The 21,708-nt window shown below is 49.0% G+C and carries 18 protein-coding genes; 17 read left to right on the top strand and 1 reads right to left on the bottom strand.

Going from position 1 to position 21,708, the window contains the following annotated elements:
• Window positions 1-308: 308 nt before the first annotated feature.
• The 16 genes from mraZ (at window position 309) to lpxC (ending at window position 17,997) form a co-directional block, all read left to right on the top strand.
• The gene (gene mraZ, locus ELR70_RS22645; protein WP_046004813.1) at window positions 309-767 is read left to right on the top strand and encodes a division/cell wall cluster transcriptional repressor MraZ; all 459 of its coding nucleotides are present in this window, start codon (window positions 309-311) and stop codon (window positions 765-767) included.
• 21 nt (window positions 768-788) lie between these two features.
• Window positions 789-1,724, top strand: coding sequence for a 16S rRNA (cytosine(1402)-N(4))-methyltransferase RsmH (gene rsmH / locus ELR70_RS22640; protein ID WP_054014819.1), 936 nt, complete (start codon window positions 789-791; stop codon window positions 1,722-1,724).
• Window positions 1,724-2,044, top strand: coding sequence for a cell division protein FtsL (gene ftsL / locus ELR70_RS22635; RefSeq protein WP_054014818.1), 321 nt, complete (start codon window positions 1,724-1,726; stop codon window positions 2,042-2,044). The genes rsmH and ftsL overlap by 1 nt, the downstream gene beginning before the upstream one ends.
• Window positions 2,041-3,855, top strand: coding sequence for a penicillin-binding transpeptidase domain-containing protein (locus ELR70_RS22630; protein WP_054014817.1), 1,815 nt, complete (start codon window positions 2,041-2,043; stop codon window positions 3,853-3,855). Before ftsL ends, ELR70_RS22630 begins: the two co-directional genes overlap by 4 nt.
• Entirely contained in the window at window positions 3,845-5,323 is a 1,479-nt protein-coding gene (locus ELR70_RS22625) for a UDP-N-acetylmuramoyl-L-alanyl-D-glutamate--2,6-diaminopimelate ligase (protein ID WP_128064725.1), read from the top strand. The genes ELR70_RS22630 and ELR70_RS22625 overlap by 11 nt, the downstream gene beginning before the upstream one ends.
• Window positions 5,320-6,723, top strand: a complete 1,404-nt coding sequence (murF, locus tag ELR70_RS22620; protein WP_054014816.1) for a UDP-N-acetylmuramoyl-tripeptide--D-alanyl-D-alanine ligase — start codon at window positions 5,320-5,322, stop codon at window positions 6,721-6,723. Before ELR70_RS22625 ends, murF begins: the two co-directional genes overlap by 4 nt.
• A complete protein-coding gene (gene mraY / locus ELR70_RS22615; protein ID WP_054014815.1) occupies window positions 6,717-7,799 on the top strand; it encodes a phospho-N-acetylmuramoyl-pentapeptide-transferase in 1,083 nt (360 codons plus the stop codon). Before murF ends, mraY begins: the two co-directional genes overlap by 7 nt.
• A gap of 22 nt (window positions 7,800-7,821) precedes the next feature.
• The gene (gene murD, locus ELR70_RS22610) at window positions 7,822-9,147 is read left to right on the top strand and encodes a UDP-N-acetylmuramoyl-L-alanine--D-glutamate ligase (RefSeq protein WP_054014814.1); all 1,326 of its coding nucleotides are present in this window, start codon (window positions 7,822-7,824) and stop codon (window positions 9,145-9,147) included.
• Entirely contained in the window at window positions 9,141-10,316 is a 1,176-nt protein-coding gene (gene ftsW / locus ELR70_RS22605; protein WP_054014813.1) for a cell division protein FtsW, read from the top strand. Before murD ends, ftsW begins: the two co-directional genes overlap by 7 nt.
• On the top strand, window positions 10,313-11,377 hold the full coding sequence (gene murG / locus ELR70_RS22600; RefSeq protein ID WP_054014812.1) for an undecaprenyldiphospho-muramoylpentapeptide beta-N-acetylglucosaminyltransferase: 1,065 nt from the start codon (window positions 10,313-10,315) through the stop codon (window positions 11,375-11,377). Before ftsW ends, murG begins: the two co-directional genes overlap by 4 nt.
• Complete coding sequence (gene murC, locus ELR70_RS22595) at window positions 11,356-12,825, top strand: UDP-N-acetylmuramate--L-alanine ligase (RefSeq protein WP_054014811.1); 1,470 nt, start codon at window positions 11,356-11,358, stop codon at window positions 12,823-12,825. Before murG ends, murC begins: the two co-directional genes overlap by 22 nt.
• Window positions 12,822-13,730 (top strand): D-alanine--D-alanine ligase, encoded by a 909-nt coding sequence (locus tag ELR70_RS22590; protein ID WP_054014810.1) that lies wholly within the window; start codon window positions 12,822-12,824, stop codon window positions 13,728-13,730. The genes murC and ELR70_RS22590 overlap by 4 nt, the downstream gene beginning before the upstream one ends.
• A gap of 1 nt (window position 13,731) precedes the next feature.
• Entirely contained in the window at window positions 13,732-14,511 is a 780-nt protein-coding gene (locus ELR70_RS22585) for a cell division protein FtsQ/DivIB (protein WP_054014809.1), read from the top strand.
• A complete protein-coding gene (ftsA, locus tag ELR70_RS22580) occupies window positions 14,508-15,743 on the top strand; it encodes a cell division protein FtsA (RefSeq protein WP_049863436.1) in 1,236 nt (411 codons plus the stop codon). Before ELR70_RS22585 ends, ftsA begins: the two co-directional genes overlap by 4 nt.
• A gap of 20 nt (window positions 15,744-15,763) precedes the next feature.
• The gene (ftsZ, locus tag ELR70_RS22575) at window positions 15,764-16,978 is read left to right on the top strand and encodes a cell division protein FtsZ (protein ID WP_054014808.1); all 1,215 of its coding nucleotides are present in this window, start codon (window positions 15,764-15,766) and stop codon (window positions 16,976-16,978) included.
• Window positions 16,979-17,073: 95 nt separating this feature from the next.
• Window positions 17,074-17,997 carry a UDP-3-O-acyl-N-acetylglucosamine deacetylase gene (gene lpxC, locus ELR70_RS22570; protein ID WP_054014807.1) on the top strand — a complete coding sequence of 308 codons (924 nt, stop codon included), beginning with the start codon at window positions 17,074-17,076 and terminating at the stop codon, window positions 17,995-17,997.
• A gap of 35 nt (window positions 17,998-18,032) precedes the next feature.
• Here the strand turns inward: lpxC and ELR70_RS22565 are convergent, their stop codons facing one another.
• Window positions 18,033-18,518: a DUF721 domain-containing protein gene (locus ELR70_RS22565; protein ID WP_054014806.1), complete on the bottom strand. Its 486-nt coding sequence runs from the start codon at window positions 18,516-18,518 to the stop codon at window positions 18,033-18,035.
• 418 nt (window positions 18,519-18,936) lie between these two features.
• Between ELR70_RS22565 and secA the strand changes: the two genes are divergently transcribed.
• On the top strand, window positions 18,937-21,645 hold the full coding sequence (gene secA, locus ELR70_RS22560) for a preprotein translocase subunit SecA (protein WP_054014804.1): 2,709 nt from the start codon (window positions 18,937-18,939) through the stop codon (window positions 21,643-21,645).
• Window positions 21,646-21,708 lie beyond the last annotated feature (63 nt).

The following is a 21,708-nucleotide window of genomic DNA, read 5'->3' as shown; positions in this document are numbered from 1 at the left end:
TTTTCGGCCTTTTGGTAACACCATCTGGCGTAAAAATCTCATGAATGAAATATTCTACAGTAGTCAAATTAGGTACGTTTTTTGGTCAAAAGATCTCGAATTATTAGTCTGCCCACATTTTCCCACCGATTTCATGGAGTTCCGTAAAACCCGCGATTTTTCTGGCCTGTAGGCCAGTCAAGGTGAGTGATCCAACTTGACAAAAAGGCTTGTCAAGCCCTAGACTGTCATCCTGTGGGAAAATGTGGGTTAGAGTGGATCAAATTGGATCAAAGATTCGTTTATCGTAGCAGGCCAAGCGGGTAAGTATGTTCCGCGGCGCAAGCTCATTGAGCCTCGATGACAAAGGGCGCTTTTCGATACCAACTCGGTATCGCCAGCCACTGCTGTCTGAAGAACAGGGCGCTGTGATTTGCACTATTGCGATCAACGAACCATGCCTGTGGCTGTATCCACTTTCTGAGTGGCGCGAAATTGAATCCAGATTACAACGGCTATCCAACACCAACCCCAGAGTCCGACGCTGGCAGCGCATGCTTTTAGGGCATGCGGAAGAATACCAGCTGGACAAAAATGGTCGCATTTTACTGGCGCCCACGCTTCGTGCTCATGCTGGCCTTGGCAAAAAGCTAATGCTGGTCGGACTGCTCAATAAGTTTGAGATTTGGGACGAAGCGCGCTGGTATGAACAAATGCAGGCCGATACTGAGATTGAGCGCAGTGGTGACGTGGAAGCGTGCCCTGAGCTTGACGACTTTTCTTTATAACTGGGGTGAAAACCAAATTTTATGGCGACAGAATGGCAACATATTTCAGTGCTGATGGCTGAAACGCTGGATGCATTGAATATCCAACCTGATGGCACTTATATCGATGGCACATTCGGCCGCGGTGGTCACTCGGGTGAAATACTCAAGCGACTGAGCGCACAAGGCAAATTGCAGGCCATTGATCAGGACCCGCATGCGATTGCCGCAGCGCAGAAATTTGCTGATGATCCGCGTTTTAGTATTGCCCACAATCGCTTCTCTCACATTGAGAGCGTTGCCCGTGATGCCGGTCTGCTGGGGCAGGTTGATGGCATTTTGCTGGATATCGGCGTTTCTTCACCGCAGCTTGATGATGCCGAGCGTGGCTTTAGCTTTATGAAAGATGGTCCGCTGGATATGCGCATGAACCCCACAGCAGGGCGCAGCGCCGCACAGTGGTTAGCGGAAGCCGAGCTGGAAGACATGGTGTTTGTGATCAAAAAATATGGCGAGGAAAAATTTGCCCGTCGTATTGCCACCAAAATCATAGAAACCCGAGCCCACACTGAGATCACGTCAACCAAGCAACTGGCGGATCTGATTGATGAAGCTGTGCCGGTAAAAGACAAGCATAAGCACCCTGCTACCCGCACCTTTCAGGCGATTCGTATTTATATAAACAGTGAGCTGGAAGAGATCCAGACAGCATTGCAGGCTGCATTGACGGTATTAAAACCGGGTGGGCGCCTGGTGGTGATCTCGTTTCATTCGCTGGAAGATCGCATCGTTAAGCAATTTATTAAAAAACAAAGTAAAGGTGAGGCTGTGCCACGCGGTTTACCCCTCACTGATGCACAGCTTAAACAAAATCTGACGTTGAAGGCTGTAGGCAAAGCCATCAAGCCGAGTCAGGCAGAAATTGATGCAAATCCACGAGCGCGTAGCTCAGTGCTGAGAATTGCTGAGAAACTGTAATGAAAAAGCATCAGCGTCAGCCCAAATTATTTTTAGAAATGTGCCAGTTGTTACTGGCCAACAAGCTGACGTTTTTGTTGCTGGCATTGACCTTAGGATCGGCACTTGCGGTGGTGCAGGTGACCCACCTAACCCGCCAGCAACTGATTGAACAGGATAAATTATTACAAAAACGAGATGAACTGGATCTGGAATGGCGCTACTTGTTAGTTGAAGAGGAGTTTTACTCGCAACATGCACGAATTGAAGAAGTGGCCAGAACCCAGTTGCAGATGAAGCGACCAACCAGTAAAGAAGAACAGGTGATCGTACTACCATGAGCCCGGCGAAAAAGACCACAGTCAATTTAATCAGCTGGCGTTTTGCGTTGGTTAGCGTGATGCTGGTGTTGGTATTTGCCGCACTGATCGCGCGTGCCGCCTATTTGCAGGTGATTGAGCCTGATAAAGCACGTTCTGAAAATGCCAAGCGCACCGTACGGGTTGAGACTGTGCGGGTACAACGTGGGATGATCTTCGATCGCAATGGCAAGGAACTGGCGGTCAGTGTGCCTGTGGTCAGTGTTTATGCAGATCCTAAGGCGCTGGATAAGGCATTATCGAAAAAGGTGCTGAGAAAAGCCCGCCGTAATGGTGAAGATACTCAGGCACTAGCCGACAACGCAGCAGAGTTGAGTGCTCGTAAACACGCTTTTTATCGGGACGAAGTGCGTTGGCGGGAACTGGCAGATGTACTGCAAATCAAACAAGAAAAGATAGATAAACGCCTGCGCGACAATCCTAAGCGTCGCTTTGTGTATTTAAAGCGTCAGGTCACGCCTGCGGTGGCCAACTATATTCGTCAGATGCGCCTTCCCGGGATCCACTTACTCGACGAGTCGAAACGTTATTACCCCAATGGGGAAGTCACAGCCCATGTATTGGGCGTCACTAATATTGATGGCATTGGCATCGAAGGCATTGAAAAGCTTTACGATAAGGCTATGACTGGTACTGAAGGCCGTCGCACTATACGTAAGGATGCACAGGGGCGCGAGGTTCAGGTTTTGGCCGAAGAGGAACGCGTAGAGCCAGAAGATGTACACCTGAGTATTGACTTACGGATCCAGGCTATTGCTTATCAGGCCCTGAAGTCGGCAGTACTGACTTATCAGGCAACGTCTGGCTCGGCGATGGTAGTCGATGTACACACCGGCGAAATTTTGGCCATGGTTAATAGTCCAAGCTTCAACCCCAATGATATGAGTGATGCGGCGCCGTATAAACGCCGCAACCGCGCCATAACCGATCTGTTTGAGCCGGGTTCAACGCTTAAGCCACTGGCTGTATTGGCCGGGTTAGACCATGGCGTGATCCAGGCGGATGACACCATAGATACCTATCCGGGCTGGATGCGTCTTAATGGCGGTCTGGTCAAAGACGAGCGTAATCATGGGGAAATGACACTGCGCGAAATCCTTAAGATTTCCAGCAATATGGGGGTGGCTAAAATCAGCCAGATGCTGCCTAAAGAATATTTTGTTGGCCTGTATCAGCAGGTTGGGTTTGGCGAAGATACGGGTACTATGATGATTGGTGAAAGTTCGGGCCTGTTTTACCCTAACCGTCGCTGGTCTGACTTCGAAATTGCGACTTTGTCTTATGGCTATGCAGTCTCAGTCAGTACTGCACAGGTCGCCAGACTGTACGCCACCTTTGGTGCCGGCGGGATTTCCCGACCACTGACCATAATGAAGCAGGATGGACCTGTACCCGGGGAGCGCCTGTTCCGTGAAGAAGATGCACTGGCTGTGGTCGAGATGATGGAGTCGGTGTTTGAAAAAGGCGGGACGGCCTCGAATGTCATAGTCGATGGATATCGGGCTGCTGCTAAAACCGGTACTTCGGAAAAGGCTATTGCTGGCGGGTATGGCGACGAATATGTCGGTTATTTTGCTGGTGTTGCGCCTGTCAGTAATCCCCGTCTTGCGGTGGTTGTGATGATCAATGAACCCGGCGGTGATGTGTATTATGGGGGTCATACGGCGGGGCCGGTATTTGCCGAAATCGTTTCCAATGCATTGAGAATTTTAAATGTGGCACCGGACAAAGACCGTGTCGCTTATCTGTCGAGGCCTGATAATGATACATGACTTGAGCCTTGCACTGGCTAATATTGGGGTGTCATCCCCTGCTATATCAGTTAACAATTTACGCCTGGACAGCCGAGATGTGTGTCCGGGCGATTGCTTTATTGCACTTAGGGGTCATCAGCAAGATGGTGGCCGATATGTCGGTGCAGCGCTAAAGCGTGGCGCAGCTGTGGTATTGGCCGATACAAGCTGTGCCCTCGACGTAGAAGATGAACGAGTATTACGGATTAATGCACTGGCAGACAAAGTAGCTCTGCTAGCGGCGACATTTTATGGTGAGCCCAGTCGTATCCTGAAGCTCGTAGGTGTTACTGGGACTAATGGTAAGTCAACCACGACAGCAATGATTGCACACCTGGCTAGTGCGTGTGGCTTACCTGGTGCGGTGATTGGCACGCTGGGTTATGGTGCTCCAGATGCGCTGACGCCATTGAACAATACCACTCCGTCTCATGTTGATTTGCAACGCATTTTGAACGAGCTGCGTCACAGCTACCAACTGGCTGCCATGGAAGTATCGTCTCATGGGTTGGTACAAGGGCGGGTTGCACAGTGTCAGTTTGATGTGGCGGTATTTACCAATCTGAGCCGCGACCATCTTGATTATCATGGCACAATGGAAAGCTATGCCGAGGCTAAGCTACAGCTATTTACTGACTGCCAGCCAAACTACGGGGTAGTGAATATTGACGATCCCTGGGCACAAGATTGGCTAAGCGCAGGTAAAATTGCTCATCCAATAGGCTTTGGTCGCAAGCCTGCTGATGTCACGCTGAGCGAGACTGTGCAGCAGTTTGTTTATTTTAGTGATGCACGGTTTGACAGTCAGGGCATACATGTCAGATTGCACACCAGCTGGGGCGATGCCGAGGTTAGCACGCCTTTGTTCGGAGAGTTTAACCTGTACAACCTGAGTGCAGCGTTTGCTGTATTGTTGGTTCAGGGTATACCACTGACTCAGCTGGTTAAAGGGGCTGCGCAATTACAACCCGTAACCGGCCGAATGCAGGCAATTGAAGTGGTCGGGCAGCCAACTTGTGTGGTCGACTATGCCCATACACCCGATGCGCTGGCGCTGGCGCTTCAGGCGCTGCAGCAGCATGTACCAGGCAAAGTAACTTGTGTATTTGGCTGTGGTGGTGAGCGCGACAAAGGCAAGCGTGCGTTAATGGCGCAGGCGGCTGAACAATATGCAGATACCGTGGTGATCACCAGTGACAATCCGCGTGGTGAGGATCCATTAGCAATAATTGAAGACATTAAGGCTGGGCTCAGTAAGCCCGAGTATGCTCTTTGTCAGCCTGATAGGGCGAGTGCCATACGTGACGCAATTCGGAGCGCCGATCAACACAGTGTGATTCTGATCGCCGGTAAAGGGCATGAGGACTATCAGATTATAGGTAACCAACGTCTGGCTTTTAGTGATATTGGCTGGGCTCAGAAAATATTATCAGGGGAAAGTGCATGATCAAGATGGATCTCTCTTGGCTTGCGGATGTACTGAAGGCCCCTTTTGACGGGCAAAACCGCAGTGTTTTAAATATAAATACAGATACACGCACAATTAGCGAAAACGAAGTGTTTCTGGCATTAAAAGGGCCGAATTTTGACGGCCACAAATTTGTTGCCCAGGCGCAGCAAAAAGGCGCGATTGCCGCCATTGTTGACCATCCGGTAGACGTTGATATTGTGCAGTTTGTGGTGAAAGATACACGGCAGGCATTGGGGCAACTCGGTCAGGCTGTGATTCGGCAGGTCGCGCCAAAAACATTAGCCATTACAGGGAGTGTCGGCAAGACCACTGTGAAAGAAATGTCTGCGGCCATTTTGTCGCAGTTGGGCAAAGTGTTAGCCACCGCTGGTAACTTCAATAACGACATTGGTGTACCGCTGACGTTATTACGCCTCAGCGAAGACGACGAGTTCGCCGTGATAGAGCTGGGCGCAAATCATATCGGTGAAATTGCTTATACCAGTGCTCTGGTAAATCCAGATGTTGCGGTCGTTTGTAATGTGGCACCAGCACACATTGAGGGTTTTGGCTCGATTGAAGGGGTTGGGCAGGCCAAAGGGGAAATATTCTCCGGTCTGAAAGAAAACGGCGTTGCTGTGTTGAACTGTGACTGTCGCTTTGCACCGATGTGGGAGCAAAGCCTGACAACACAACGTACCAGCCGATTCTCCATGACACAACAACTTGATCTGTGGGTAGAAGATATCACTCTGGATACACTGGGCCGTGCCACTTTTACACTGTGTCAGGGTACACAACGCGTCACCATCACACTCCCTTTACCTGGTGAGCACAACGTTATGAATGCCCTGATAGCAGCCTCTTGTACCGTGCAGCTGGGTGCGACGTTGGAAGATGTCAAACTGGCGCTGGAAGCCATGGCAGAGGTAAAGGGGCGTGTTAATCTGATCGAGGTATCAGATACGCTGCGGGTCATTGATGATAGCTATAACGCGAATGTTCGTTCAGTCAAAGCGGCTATTGATTTGTTAGCCAGCATGCCGGGTTATCGTGTATTTGCGTTAGGTGATATGGGCGAGCTGGGAGAAGAGGCGCGTCGGTATCACGAAGAAGTGGGTGAATATGCCAAAGAAAAAGGCATTGATGCGCTGTTTTCATTAGGTGTGCTGAGCCGTTATGCCAGCGATGTATTTGAAACTGCCAATCGGCATTTCTCACAAAGAGAGCATATGCTGCAGGCAATTGTACAATTACTGGCACAACGCGATGAGGTTTGTACCGTGGTCGTAAAAGGGTCACGCAGTGCCCGTATGGAGCTACTGGTTGCAGATCTGGTTGCAGTCGAGCAAGCATCCAATAATAGCTCTGACAGTGAAGAGGGGCGCCCATGTTAGCCTGGTTAGCGGAATATCTTACGCAATATTACAGTGGCTTTAACGTTTTCTCCTATTTGACGCTGCGTGCGATCCTGGGGATCCTGACCGCGTTAATGATCTCTTTATATTTCGGGCCAAAGCTTATCCGCGCGTTACAGCGGATGCAGATTGGCCAGACAGTTCGGGATGATGGTCCTGAGTCACACTTATCTAAGTCAGGCACCCCAACCATGGGTGGGTTGTTGATCTTGGGCGCTATTTTTGCCAGCACCTTACTCTGGGGTGATCTTGGCAATAAGTATGTCTGGATTACTTTGTTTGTGATTGGATCGCTGGGCGTTGTCGGTTTTGTCGATGACTACCGTAAAGTAATACGCAAAGACAGCAAAGGCTTGATAGCCAGATGGAAATATTTTTGGCAGTCAGTGATTGCTATTTCGGTCGCGGCCTTTATTTACTTCACTTCTTCTGATCCGTCGGAAACTGTGCTCGTCGTGCCATTTTTCAAAGACGTATTGCCTCAACTGGGCTTGTTTTATCTGGTGATGAGCTATTTTGTGCTGGTAGGCACGTCGAATGCCGTGAACCTGACGGATGGACTGGATGGCCTGGCCATAGTACCGACCATTTTAGTGGCGTCGGCACTGGCAATTATCGCTTACGTAACAGGAAATGCCGTATTTGCAAATTACCTCCATATTCCTCATATAGCCTCTGCGAGTGAGTTAGTGGTGGTTTGCACGGCAATTGTTGGCGCCGGCCTTGGCTTTTTGTGGTTTAACACTTATCCGGCTCAAGTTTTCATGGGTGATGTTGGTTCGCTTGCGCTCGGTGGGGCGCTCGGGATCATTGCCATTTTAGTGCGTCAGGAGCTGGTATTGCTAATTATGGGTGGGGTATTTGTCATGGAAGCTTTATCTGTGATCTTACAGGTTGGCTCGTATAAGCTGCGTGGTCAGCGGATTTTCCGTATGGCACCCATTCATCATCACTATGAGTTAAAAGGTTGGCCGGAGCCCAGGGTAATTGTGCGATTCTGGATTATTTCCATCATATTAGTGCTGGCGGGACTGGCAACTTTAAAGATCCGCTAAAGCCGTACACTAAGGTCATGATATGGGTTATTTAGACACCTTAAAAAATAAACATATTACTGTGCTCGGACTGGGTGTTACTGGTCTGGGCATAGTTCGTTTTTTAGTACGCCATGGGATTACCCCTAAGGTAGTTGACTCACGACCTGTGCCTCCCGGGGCCGACTGGATGAATCATAATTTGCCAGAGTGCGAAGCTGTGTTTGGCCCCCTAGCAGAGGCGGCACTGAGTGCCACTGATCTGGTCGTGATAAGCCCGGGTGTACCTTTATATGAGACCTGTGTTGCTCAGGCCATCGCTGCCGGCGTTGAAGTTATTGGTGACGTGGAGTTATTTGCACGTCTGAATGAAAAGCCAGTGGTTGCTGTGACAGGCTCGAACGGTAAATCAACTGTTGTAAGCCTGGCTGCTGAGGTATGTCAGCAAGCAGGTCTTAAGGTTGGTTTAGGAGGGAACATTGGTACCTCTGTGTTGGATCTTCTGGAGCAAGACTTTGATGTATTTGTGCTGGAGCTGTCGAGTTTTCAGCTCGAAACCACCCACAGTTTGCATTGTATGAGTGCGATGATCCTTAACATCACTGAAGATCACATGGACAGATATCCGGATTTTGCCGCCTACTGCGAAGCAAAATTACGCATTTATCAGCAAGTCGACTGTCTTGTATACAACGCCGAAGATGCACGCACCTATCTGCCCCACGACAATGCATTAAGTGTGGCGCTTGAGGGGGCTGCATGCTGTTTAATAGAAGAGGATGGACTGAGCTATTTTTCGCTTAATGGCAAAAAACTGTGCTCGGTTGATGAGCTTGCCATGCCTGGTAAACATAATCAGTTTAATGCCCTGGCTGTGATGGCGCTCTTGTCTCCTTTGTCTTTGCCAGAGAGTGCTTTCATCAGGGCATTTAGAGCATTCAAAGGGTTACCGCATCGCTGTCAGTTGGTTGCCGATGTAAAAGGGGTTCGTTATTTTAATGACTCCAAGGCAACCAATGTTGGTGCGACAGTAGCAGCGTTGGAAAGTCTGGCCGGTGAGCAGGGGCAGATCCTGTTGATCGTTGGTGGTGATGCCAAAGGCGCAGACCTGTCTCCACTCAAGCTGCCTTTACAACACTACTGCAAAACCATCTTTTGCTTTGGTAAAGATGGCGCGGATTTCATGCCTTTGCATCCTAAAAGTCAGATGGTCAACAATCTGAGTGAAGCGGTAGCGCTGGCAGCTCAACAGGCCACGCCTGGGGACCTGGTGTTACTGGCGCCTGCGTGTGCGAGCATTGACATGTATGCCAATTATATGGCCCGAGGCGAAGAATTCTGCCGACTGGTTGAGGGGCAAGCATGCTGAGTATGACCGCTCTGCGGCGCTCTTTTACCCCGACCCCTTCGGATTCGTTGTTCGACGTTCCGCTGCTGTATGCCATGTTATGTCTGGTCGGAATTGGCTTTGTGATGGTGACCAGTGCTTCTATGCCTGTAGCAGAACGCTTGTACGATAACCCGTATCACATAGTGACGCGCCATGGCATGTTCCTGGTAATGGCATTGGTGTTGTTCTGGCTCAGTACCACAGTGCCGATGACCTGGTGGAAGCGCTTCAATCCCTACCTGCTGTTGCTGGGGCTGGTGTTACTGGCTGTTGTACTGGTTGTCGGGCGTGAAGTAAATGGTTCAAAACGCTGGTTGCCCGTTGGGCCGATAGGTTTCCAGGTGGCTGAAGCTGCGAAACTCTTCTTCTTTAGCTACATTGCCGGTTATCTGGTGCGCAAGCGCGACGAAGTGCAGGAAAACCTTAAAGGGTTTGCAAAACCTATTATTGTATTTGCGGTCTACGCATTTTTAATTCTGATGCAGCCGGACCTAGGTACCGTGGTGGTGATGTTTGTTACAACGGTCGGTTTGCTATTTTTGGCAGGAGCAAAACTCTGGCAGTTTTTTGCTCTGATGCTGACCGGGGTTTTGCTGGTTGTGATGTTGATTATTTTTGAGCCTTATCGAATGGCTCGGGTAGTTGGTTTTCTGGAGCCCTGGGAAGATCCTTTCGGTAAAGGATATCAGTTGGTCCAGTCGCTGATGGCATATGGTCAGGGGGGCTGGCTCGGCCAGGGACTGGGTAATAGTGTACAAAAGTTACAGTATTTACCTGAGGCCCATAATGACTTTATCTTCGCGGTTGTAGCTGAAGAACTTGGTTTTATTGGTGTGATTTGTGTATTGATGACGCTTGCAACATTGGTGTTCAGAGCGTTGCTTATCGGACAAAAAGCGTTGAAAGCGGGCAAAGAATACGAAGGTTATCTGGCGCTGGGCATAGGTATCTGGTTTGCCTTTCAAACTGTAGTGAATGTTGGGGCGAGTGCAGGAATGCTACCCACCAAAGGATTAACGTTACCTTTCATATCCTATGGCGGTTCTAGCTTATTGATTATGACGATCGCCGCAGGTTTATTGCAGCGCATTGATTTTGAAACCAAACTGTCGACGCGACAGGCCACTTCCCGTGGAGGTAAAAAATGACCAAACGGTTACTTGTCGTCGCCGGTGGAACGGGCGGTCATATCTTTCCGGGTATTGCAGTGGCTAAAGCGTTAGCAGCTCAGGGTTGGCTGATATCATGGGTGGGCACTGCTGACAGAATGGAAGCGCAAGTTGTGCCTGCGCATGACATTGAAATCGATTTTATAGAAGTAAAAGGGGTGCGTGGCAATGGATTTAAGCGATTGCTGGCGGCACCCTGGATGGTGATAAAAGCCATCTTTGCTGCCAAAGCTATCATTCGTAACCGACGCCCGGATGTGGTCCTCGCCATGGGAGGATATGTTACAGGTCCGGTAGGGCTGGCAGCAAAATTAGCTGGAGTGCCGCTGGTAATTCATGAACAAAATGCCGTGGCTGGATTGAGTAATAAACTACTTGCTCGGATTGCTAACAGAGTATTAGCGGCATTCCCGCAGGCTTTTGCCGAGTGTGACCATGATGTTGTCGGTAACCCGGTGCGTGCAAGTGTGGCACAGCTCAAGCCGAAACAGCCGGGTACCTCGATCAATGTGCTGGTTGTTGGTGGTTCGCTGGGGGCGAAAGTGCTCAATGACACTGTGCCTGAAGCCATGGCACTCCTGCGCAAGGCGACTTCCGGTGATATCCGGATTTGGCATCAAAGTGGTAAAGGTAACCATGTCGGCCTTGAGGCAGACTATCAGCGCTACGATTTACAGGCCAATGTGGCGGAATTTATCGATGATATGGATAAGGCCTACGACTGGGCTGATGTGGTGATTTGTCGTGCAGGGGCGCTGACTGTAAGTGAGATTGCCGCGGCAGGTAAGATGGCCATCTTTGTGCCTTTACCTCATGCGGTAGACGACCATCAGACTGCTAATGCGCGATTTTTAGTGGATGAGTCGGCGGCGCTGTTGGTTCCCCAGTCGGACTTATCTGCGCAGCATTTGTGTGACACTTTACTCCCGTACTGTCGCGATCAGGCATTAATCTGGGACAAAGCAAATAAAGCTAAAGCCTGTGCGCAGCTGTCAGCAACTCAGTCAGTGGCAGTCATATGCGAAGAAGTAACGAATTAAAAGAGAAAACAGTGAAAGAAATAAATAGACGCAGAGCCATGAGACGCATAAATACCATCCACTTCATTGGCATAGGTGGTGCTGGTATGGGCGGTATTGCAGAGGTGCTGGCTTTTGAAGGGTACCGAATTACTGGCTCTGACATTGCTCAGAATGCGATGACGGAACGTCTTATCCGCGCAGGGGCTGAGGTGTTCATTGGCCATGATGAAAATAATATTAAAGATGCCGATGTAGTCGTGGTTTCCAGTGCCATTGATACCAGCAATCCAGAGATTGTGGCAGCGAAACGTGCTCGGGTACCTGTCGTCAGACGCGCCGAGATGTTGGCTGAACTAATGCGTTTTCGTCATGGTATCGCAGTGGCCGGAACTCATGGTAAAACCACGACAACCAGCTTGATCGCCAGTATTTTTGCCGAGGCGAGATTAGACCCAACTTTTATTATTGGTGGTTTGCTAAACAGTGCGGGCAGTAATGCCAAGGTGGGGAGTAGCGATTATCTGATTGCAGAAGCAGACGAAAGTGATGCTTCATTTTTACATTTGCAGCCGATGGTCTCGGTGATAACAAATATTGAAGCCGATCATATGGACACCTATGACGGCGACTTTGAAAAGATGAAAGACACTTATGTTGAGTTTATCCATAACCTGCCTTTCTATGGTTTAGCTGTGGTGTGTACCGACTCTGATGTGGCAAAAGAACTGATACCTCGCTTTGCTCGCCCTGCTATCACGTACGGGGAAAACCCTGAAGCGGATTACCGCATGGTAGATTTTGAACAAACGCAGAGCCAGAGCCGATTTAAAGTGGTGCATAAATCTGGCGAACAGCTAGAAGTAACACTCAGCATGCCTGGCAAGCACAACGCACTCAATGCGACCGCGGCTATAGCCGTGGCGAAAGACCATGACATAGGTAACGACGCTATTTTAGCGGCGCTGGAAAAATTTGCAGGAATTGGGCGTCGCTTTCAGCACTATGGTTGTTTCCAAAATGAGCGTGGTGAAGTCATGTTGGTTGATGATTATGGCCATCATCCTTCGGAAGTGGCTGTAACTATCCGTGCGGCGCGAGCCGGGTGGCCTGATAAACGTTTGGTTATGCTTTACCAGCCACATCGCTATACCCGTACCCGTGATCTCTATGAGGACTTTGTGAAAGTCCTCAGTGAAGTCGATCAATTGTTGTTATTAGATGTATATAGTGCGGGTGAAAACCCTATCGTCGGAGCTGACAGCAAGAGCCTTTGCCGCAGCCTGCGTCAGCGTGGTGTTGAACCAATTCATGTCGCAGATGGTCAGGATTTGCAGGCCGTACTGGCGGATGTATTGCGTGACAATGATCTGGTGATCACTCAGGGAGCCGGCAACATTGGGCAAATCGTCAAGCAACTGGCAGCGACAGAGTTGTCGGTCGAAAAATTAAAACAAGGTGCATTATGAGTGAGTTTGGCAAAGTTGCTGTACTGCTGGGGGGGCACTCAGCCGAGCGCGAAGTATCGCTGAAGTCTGGTCAGGCAATTATCAATGCGCTTGAAGAGGCTGGGGTAGAAGTCGTGCCATTTGACCCTGCTGAGCGCAACCTGTGGGAGTTGAAAAGTCTCAAGGTTGACAGGGTATTTATCGCTTTGCATGGCCGAGGTGGTGAAGATGGTACAGTGCAAGGTGCACTTGAATTTATGGGGTTACCTTACACTGGTAGTGGTGTGCTTGGTAGTGCCCTGGCGATGGATAAGATCCGTTGCAAACAATTGTTTGAATCTGCCAAGTTGAGTACGGCGCGCTACTGTGTGGTCAAAGCATCTCAGGATATCGATACCTGCGTACTCATGGCTGAATTTGGCAAAGTTATGGTTAAGCCAAGTCACGAGGGCTCCAGTATTGGTATGACTCAGGCGACGTCGGCGCAGGAGCTGCAGGATGCACTTAATGAAGCATTTAAATATGATGATGAAGTGCTTGTTGAGCAGTGGATTGAAGGCAGAGAGTTTACCGTTGCTATGCTTGCAGAAGAGGCACTCCCTGTAATTGAAATGCGCACACCTCGGGGATTTTATGATTATCAGGCAAAGTATCAGGCCAATAGCACAGAATACTATTGTCCGGCAGATATCAGTGCGGCGCATACCGAGCAGTTGCAGGTGATGGCCAAACATGCATTTGAGCTGGTTGGCGCAACAGGCTGGGGTCGGGTAGATGCCATGCAAGATGGCAATGGTCAGTTTTATCTGCTGGAAGTGAATACGGTACCGGGAATGACGGAAAAATCTTTGGTCCCTATGGCTGCAAAGCAAAATGGGTTGTCATTTAAGCAATTAGTTATTCGCATTTTGGAGCAAACCCTTTAATATGCGTGCTCTTTTGGGAAAAATCGCTGCTCTAAAACACAGTGTCAACTGGTCATTGGTTTTTGGTGTGGGTTTTTTCCTGATTGTGCTAATTGGTCTGGTGCAAACTGGCTTGTGGGCTCGTGACTGGTTGACTCAACACAGAGATACCCAAATCAAGACCCTGACGGTACTTGGGCAGCCCTATTACACGGCGGAAAGAGACATTGTGGCAGCGATCCGAAAAGCGGATCTATCGAGTTTCTTTGAACTCGATGTAAAGGCAGTACACGATCAGGTACAAGCTTTGCCTTGGGTGGCGACCGTCTCGGTCAGGAAGCAATGGCCAGATGCCTTGCAGGTATATGTGGTTGAACATAAACCGGTTGCTTATTGGAATAGTGACCTGTTGTTAAATAGTGCTGGCGGTGTGTTTCAGGCCAACAGCACTCGACTGCCAGAGACGCTACCAGAGCTATACGGCCCCGAAGGCAGTGAAGTAGAAGCCTGGCAGACGTTTGTACAATTAAAAGAAATGCTGGCTGTAAATCGGTTTAATCTGGTCAGTCTGGCACTTTCAGAGCGATTTGCCTGGCAGTTATGGCTGGACAACGGCATTCGACTTAATCTGGGCCGTGAAGATAAAGCACAGCGTGTTCAGAGGTTTATAGATGTTTACCCAAGGCTGGAAAAGCCTGAGGGCGCTCAGGTAGATGCGATTGACCTGAGGTATGATACGGGACTGGCGGTTAGCTGGAAGTTCAGCCAGAACGAAGACAATAAAGATAAGAGTAAAGCATGACCAAGTCAGCAGAGAGAAACTTAGTGATTGGACTGGATGTGGGCACTTCTAAAGTGGTTGCAACGGTTGGGGAGATCACCGCAGACAACCAGCTGAGCATCGTGGGGGTCGGAAATCAGGTTGCCCATGGTATGGATAAAGGAGGTGTCAACGACCTCAATCTGGTGTCTGATTCTATCAAGCGTGCTGTTGACGAAGCTGAGCTGATGGCGGATTGCCGGATCAGCTCCGTGTATCTCGGTATTTCTGGTAAGCACATTCAGTGTCAGAATGAAAGCGGCGTTGTTGCGATTAATAATAATGCAGAGATCACAGATGATGACATTGCCAATGTGATCCATATCGCACGCTCGGTACCAATGTCAGCAGAGCGTAAAATGCTGCATTCGCTGCCCCAGGAATATAGCGTGGATATGCAAGAAGGCATTAAGAATCCACTGGGAATGAGCGGTGTGCGAATGGAAGCCAAGGCGCATATCATTACCTGTTCAAACGACATGGCGAAAAACATCGAAAAGTGTGTTGAGCGTTGTGGGTTACAGGTCGATCAGTTGACCTTTACGGCTCTGGCCTCTTGTTATTCAGTGTTGACTGAAGACGAAAAAGAGCTGGGCGTGGCGGTTGTTGATATTGGTGGTGGTACCATGGACATTGCCATCTACGTCAATGGTGCATTGCGCCATACCGCCGTTATTCCGGTTGCTGGCAATCAGGTAACTGGGGATATTGCAAAAATTTTCCGCACCCCTATTTCTCACGCTGAATCGCTAAAGGTACAATATGCCTATGCGAGCAGCCAGATGGCCAGCAACGAAGAAACGATTGAAGTACCCAGCGTAGGAGGAAGACCTGCGCGGATTATGTCTCGACACACCTTATCTGAGGTTGTTGAGCCCAGATTTAGAGAACTGTTTGAGCTCGTACTTGAAGAGATACGTCGGTCTGGATTTGAAGATCAAATTGCCGCGGGGATTGTACTTACCGGCGGCAGTGCGAAAATGAAAGGTGCACTGGAAGTGGCGGAAGACATTTTTCAGATGCCCGTTCGTGTTGGTAAGCCTGTAGGGATAACAGGGTTAACCGATTATGTTGATGATCCGGCATACGCAACAGCGGTAGGTTTGTTACAATACGGCCGAACGCTGCAAGTCAAAAATGCACACAGGACGAAAGCGGATGCCGAAGATGGTTGGTGGAACCGGATCACTAAATGGTTCCAAGGTGAGTTTTAAGCTCAAGTCGGAGAGTGAAGATGTTTGATATTATGGAACAACACGGTGAAGAAGCCGTTATTAAAGTCATCGGCGTCGGTGGCGGCGGTGGTAACGCTGTAGAGCATATGGTAAAGCAGGAAATTGAAGGCGTTCGCTTCATCGTAGCGAACACCGATGCGCAGGCATTGCGCAAGTCCTCAGCCGATGTCACTGTACAGCTGGGTACGCAGATCACTCAAGGGTTAGGCGCCGGTGCAAACCCGGAAGTTGGTCGTAGCGCAGCAGAAGAAGATGTCGATGCCATCAAAGCTAGCCTTGAAGGGGCAGACATGGTGTTTATCGCTGCCGGTATGGGTGGTGGAACAGGCACAGGTGCGGCGCCAGTTGTTGCGCGTGTAGCCAAAGAGTTAGGCATCCTGACTGTAGCAGTGGTGACGCGTCCTTTCGATTTGGAAGGCAAAAAGCGTATGGCAGCAGCCGATCAGGGAATTGGCGAGTTGTCAGAAATTGTAGATTCTCTTATCACAATTCCTAACAACAAGTTACTTAAAGTTTTAGGTAAAGGTACTACATTATTAGATGCCTTCGCTAAAGCAAACGACGTATTGTACGGCGCGGTACAGGGTATTGCCGAATTGATCACGCGTTCTGGTTTGATCAATGTAGACTTTGCGGATGTGCGCACTGTTATGTCGGCGATGGGTACGGCAATGATGGGCACAGCGGCGGCCAGTGGTCCAGATCGGGCACAGGAAGCGGCAGAAGCTGCGATTTCCAGCCCATTGCTTGAAGATGTTGATTTAACTGGTGCTAAAGGTATTTTGGTTAACATTACGGCTGGCATGGACATCACAATTGAAGAGTTTGAGATTGTGGGGAACCATGTGAAAGCATTGGCGTCTGAAAATGCAACTGTGGTGGTTGGTGCTGTTATCGACCCAGAGATGAGTGAAGAGCTGCGTGTGACTGTGGTCGCAACTGGCCTTGGTGGCGAGCGTAGACCTCAATTTGGCATTGTTGACAATGGCCTCAAAAGGGCGGTCGGTTCTGACAGCGAAGGTGGTAAAGGGCAGAATATGTTTGTCCCTAGCTTTACGCAAACCACAGGTGAAAGTAGTGAACCTGAGCAAAACAGCGTCACAACGTCAGAGCCTAAGCCGGCGAGTACACCTGCGTCGTCGAATAGCTCAAGTGGTAAGGAAAAAGGGGATTACTTTGATATCCCTGCGTTTTTGCGCAAACAATCTGATTAACGTCAGGTTAAAAAACAAACGATTGGCAGCGCCTTCTATCTATGGTAGAATTCGCGGTCTAATTAGTCATTAACCAGTCAGAAGCGGACGAACCTATGATAAAACAACGAACGATTGCTGAAGTCGTTAAAGCCACAGGTGTAGGATTACACAAAGGTGAAAAGGTCACGATCACTCTCCGACCTGCGAGCGTAAATACGGGGATCGTATTTCGTCGCGTAGATCTCGACCCGGTTGTCGATTTTGAAACAACCCCCGAAGCTGTGGGCGACACGCAATTGTGTACTTGTTTGACCAATAAAGATGGTGTTCGTCTGTCAACAACGGAGCATTTAATTGCGGCCGTTGCGGCACTGGGTATTGATAACCTAATCGTTGAGCTGGATAGTGCAGAAGTACCGATTATGGACGGTAGTGCATTACCTTTCATCTACTTGCTGCAAAAAGGCGGTATTGCAGAGCAGAATCAGGCAAAGCGCTTTATTCGCATCAAAGAAAAAGTGCGTGTGGAAGACGGCGACAAATGGGCTGAAATTGAGCCTTATGACGGTTTCCACATCGACTTTGAGATTGCGTTCAACCATCCGGCAATTAACGCCAGTCGTCAGCGTATTGGCCTGGACATTACCGCACAGAGCTTTACAGAAGAGATCAGCCGCGCGCGTACATTCGGTTTCATGAAAGACATCGAGTATATGCATGCAAACAATCTTGCTCTGGGTGGCAGTATGGATAATGCTGTTGTTTTGGACGAGTTCAAGGTTTTGAACCCGAACGGGTTGCGCTATAAAGATGAGTTTGTGAAGCATAAGATCCTGGATTGTGTGGGTGACATGTTTATGGCAGGGCACAATATTCTGGGTAAGATCACGTGTTTCAAATCAGGTCATGGCCTTAACAATAAGCTACTGCGTGAGATCATGGCGTCAGAATCTGCTTGGGAATGGGCAACATTCGATGAGCCAGTGACTATGCCAGCACCAGGCATGGACGTAGATACGTCTTTAGTCACTGCCTGAATAAAAGTATTAGATGAAAAATGACGCTGAGTGCGTCATTTTTTTTGCCTGCCATGTTTTGCCAGTCGCAGTAGTTTTTCTTTGAGCCCGGCTGGAGCATGTTCTGCGAGTGCCATTAAATCACCTGCAGTTTGTTCGCTCATTTGACGCCCTGAATAGCTCGAATTTGGTGTCTTAATCTGATTCTGAGGTTTGGTGAGCCGCTGTTGTGCTTCGGGGTTAGTACCAATTTTAACCTGGCAACAGTCATGGTAGCCTGCCGCGCGGAAGCTACTGAGGATTTCCATTTTCAGGTAATTTAACCGAGTTGCTAATGTCGCCGAAGCGGCCTCAACATATAAAGTCCCTTCCTGATAGTTGGCAACACGACACTTTTTACTAAGAACAGGGCCCAATGCGTTTTGCAGAGGCTGCTGCAGCTCAGTGATCCCCTGCGCTTTTTGCATGTAGCCACTTAGTTTATCTGACCAGCCACCGGCCAGCTCGCCAAGCGGCTTGGGGTCAAACCGATTTTTACTCATAATACCCACCCACAACGCCTACCTTACTGGTGTTTCGCTCTTTCATGTACAAGTATAACGTGTGCATACCGTGACAGATAGTAGACACGTGTACACGAAACAGATTATGCTTGAAATACGCATCTATTGCCTCAATATATAGGAGCAGTACGTCAAAAACCTTACCTACTTTCTGTATTTGGAAGTCGATATCACCAGCTGCCATTAAGTGGTTCGGGTGTGTTTCCCTGCCTTGTATGATTAAATAGGAACAGATTACTTTTTGATGGTTTGCAGACGCGCATAGTCTGGTATGATAGGGCACAAATTTAACCCGGCACACAGCAAGGTCCGACTTTGTCGCCAACAGGACGAGCGAGCGTGACAACCGCGTTACCCATATAGGTGCTCGCAAATAGATGAGTGAAATGGTTTAAACATGATAACGAAAATTTTTACCAAGATTTTTGGTAGCCGCAACGACCGAATGATTAAAAATCTGAGAAAATCGGTCGCCCTGATCAATGCCCTAGAAGAACAATATAAGGCGCTATCAGACGAAGAACTGCAAGCTAAAACCGCGGAATTCAGACAAAGATTTGAGCAAGGTACCAGCCTGGATGACATGCTGCCGGAAGCTTTTGCCACAGTGCGTGAAGCATCGACACGGGTGTTTGGAATGCGTCACTTTGACGTACAAATGATCGGTGGTATTGTCCTGCATCAGGGCCGTATTTCTGAAATGCGTACCGGTGAAGGTAAAACTCTGACCGCGACACTTCCGGCTTACTTAAATGGTTTGACAGGCAAAGGTGTGCACGTGATCACCGTGAACGACTACCTTGCGAAGCGTGATGCCGAAAATAACCGCCCACTGTTTGAGTTTTTGGGCCTCACCGTTGGTTGTAACGTGCCGGGCATGATGCCTGCTCAGAAAAAAGAAGCTTACGCAGCCGATATCACTTATGGTACCAACAACGAATTCGGATTTGACTATTTGCGCGACAATATGGCGTTCAGTATTGAAGAACGTGTTCAGCGTCCATTGCATTATGCTGTCGTGGATGAAGTCGACTCCATTCTGATTGATGAAGCCCGTACACCTCTTATTATTTCTGGTCCGGCAGAAGACAGCTCCGAGCTATACACTAAGATCAATACTATAGTACCTGAGCTGATCCTGCAGGAGAAAGAAGACGAAGAAGGGGTTGAAGGCGATGGCGACTTCACGCTCGACGAAAAGAGCAAGCAAGTGCACCTGACCGAGCGTGGTCAGGTTAAAGTTGAAGAGTTGTTAGTTAAAAATGGCCTGATTGAAGAAGGCGATTCACTTTATTCAGCGGGTAACATTACCCTGCTGAGCCACGTTTATGCAGCACTGCGTGCACACAAGCTATATCAGAAAGATGTCGACTATGTTGTCAAAGACAATGAAGTCATCATTGTTGATGAGCACACGGGTCGTACGATGGAAGGGCGTCGCTGGTCAGAAGGCCTGCACCAGGCGGTGGAAGCCAAAGAAAATGTCCGCATTCAGAATGAAAACCAGACGCTGGCCTCCATCACCTTCCAGAACTATTTCCGTTTGTACGACAAACTGGCGGGGATGACAGGTACTGCCGATACCGAGGCGTTTGAATTTCAGTCAATCTACGGACTGGATACCGTGGTTATTCCGACCAACAAACCGATGATCCGTGATGATCGTGCCGATCTGGTTTATCTGACCCAGGACGAAAAATTTGAAGCCATTCTGGCCGATATCCGCGACTGTCAAAAACGCGGTCAGCCAGTACTGGTGGGTACCATTTCAATCGAAAGCTCAGAGTATTTGTCACACTTCCTGCGCAAAGAAAAAATTGAGCACAATGTACTGAATGCGAAATTCCACGCTCAGGAAGCGGATATCATTGCAGATGCAGGCTTACCGGGTAAAGTGACGATTGCCACTAACATGGCAGGTCGTGGTACGGACATTATGCTGGGTGGTAACTGGCAGAATGACGTGTCTAAGCTGGACAACCCAAGCGATGCGCAGATTGATGAAATTAAAGCGCAGTGGCAGAAACGCCATGATGATGTACTAGAAGCGGGTGGTCTGCATATTATCGGTACTGAACGTCATGAATCTCGTCGTATCGATAATCAGCTACGCGGTCGTTCAGGTCGTCAGGGGGATGCGGGTTCAAGCCGTTTCTACTTGTCAATGGACGATGCGCTAATGCGTATTTTCGCTGGTGAACGCATGACCAATATGATGCGTAAACTCGGTATGCAACGCGGCGAAGCGATTGAGCACCCTTGGGTTAACCGTGCCATTGAAAATGCGCAGCGTAAAGTAGAAGCACGTAACTTTGATATTCGTAAGCAGTTACTTGAATACGATGATGTGGCTAACGACCAGCGCCGCGTCGTGTATGAGCAGCGTAACGAGCTATTGGAAGAGGGCGACATTTCAGAAACTATTTCTGCTATCCGTGGCGATGTGATCAATGCTGCCATTGATCAATACATTCCACCGCAGAGTCTGGCAGAAATGTGGGATATCCCTGGCCTCGAAGAACGTCTGAAGAACGACTTTATGGTTGAATTACCGATTGCCAAATGGCTTGAGGAAGATAATAAACTATACGAAGAGCGTTTGCGTGAGCGTATCGGCGAGGAGATTGAGACGGCTTACAAGCAAAAAGAAGAGATGGTGGGTGCTCAGGTACTGCGTCAGTTCGAAAAGGCGGTTATGCTGCAAAGTCTGGATCAGCATTGGAAAGATCACCTTGCTGCAATGGACCACTTACGCCAGGGGATTCACCTGCGTGGTTATGCACAGAAAAACCCGAAACAGGAATACAAGCGAGAGTCGTTTGAGCTGTTCTCGGAAATGCTTGAAAACCTTAAAGTGGACGTGGTTGGTGTACTGAGTAAAGTGCAGGTACGTGCTGAAGAAGATGTTGAAAAAGTAGAAGAGCAACATCGTCGCAGCGAGCAGGCTCCGCGCCAGTATCAGCATGAAGAATCTGCACCGGTTGGTGGAGAAGCGCCTCAAGGTGCTGCGGTAGCGGCGCGCACTGAGCCTAAAGTTGGCCGTAATGAGCCATGCCCGTGTAAGTCAGGCAAAAAATATAAGCAGTGTTGCGGTAAACTATCCTAAGTTGAGCAACATGAAGAAAAAGCGACCTTGTGTCGCTTTTTTTATCTCAGAAAAACAGATTAT

The sequence above is a fragment of the Pseudoalteromonas sp. R3 genome (assembly GCF_004014715.1).
Lineage (GTDB): Bacteria > Pseudomonadota > Gammaproteobacteria > Enterobacterales > Alteromonadaceae > Pseudoalteromonas.
Note: the sequence above shows the minus strand (reverse complement) of the source record. Positions and strands in the feature narration are given on the sequence as shown.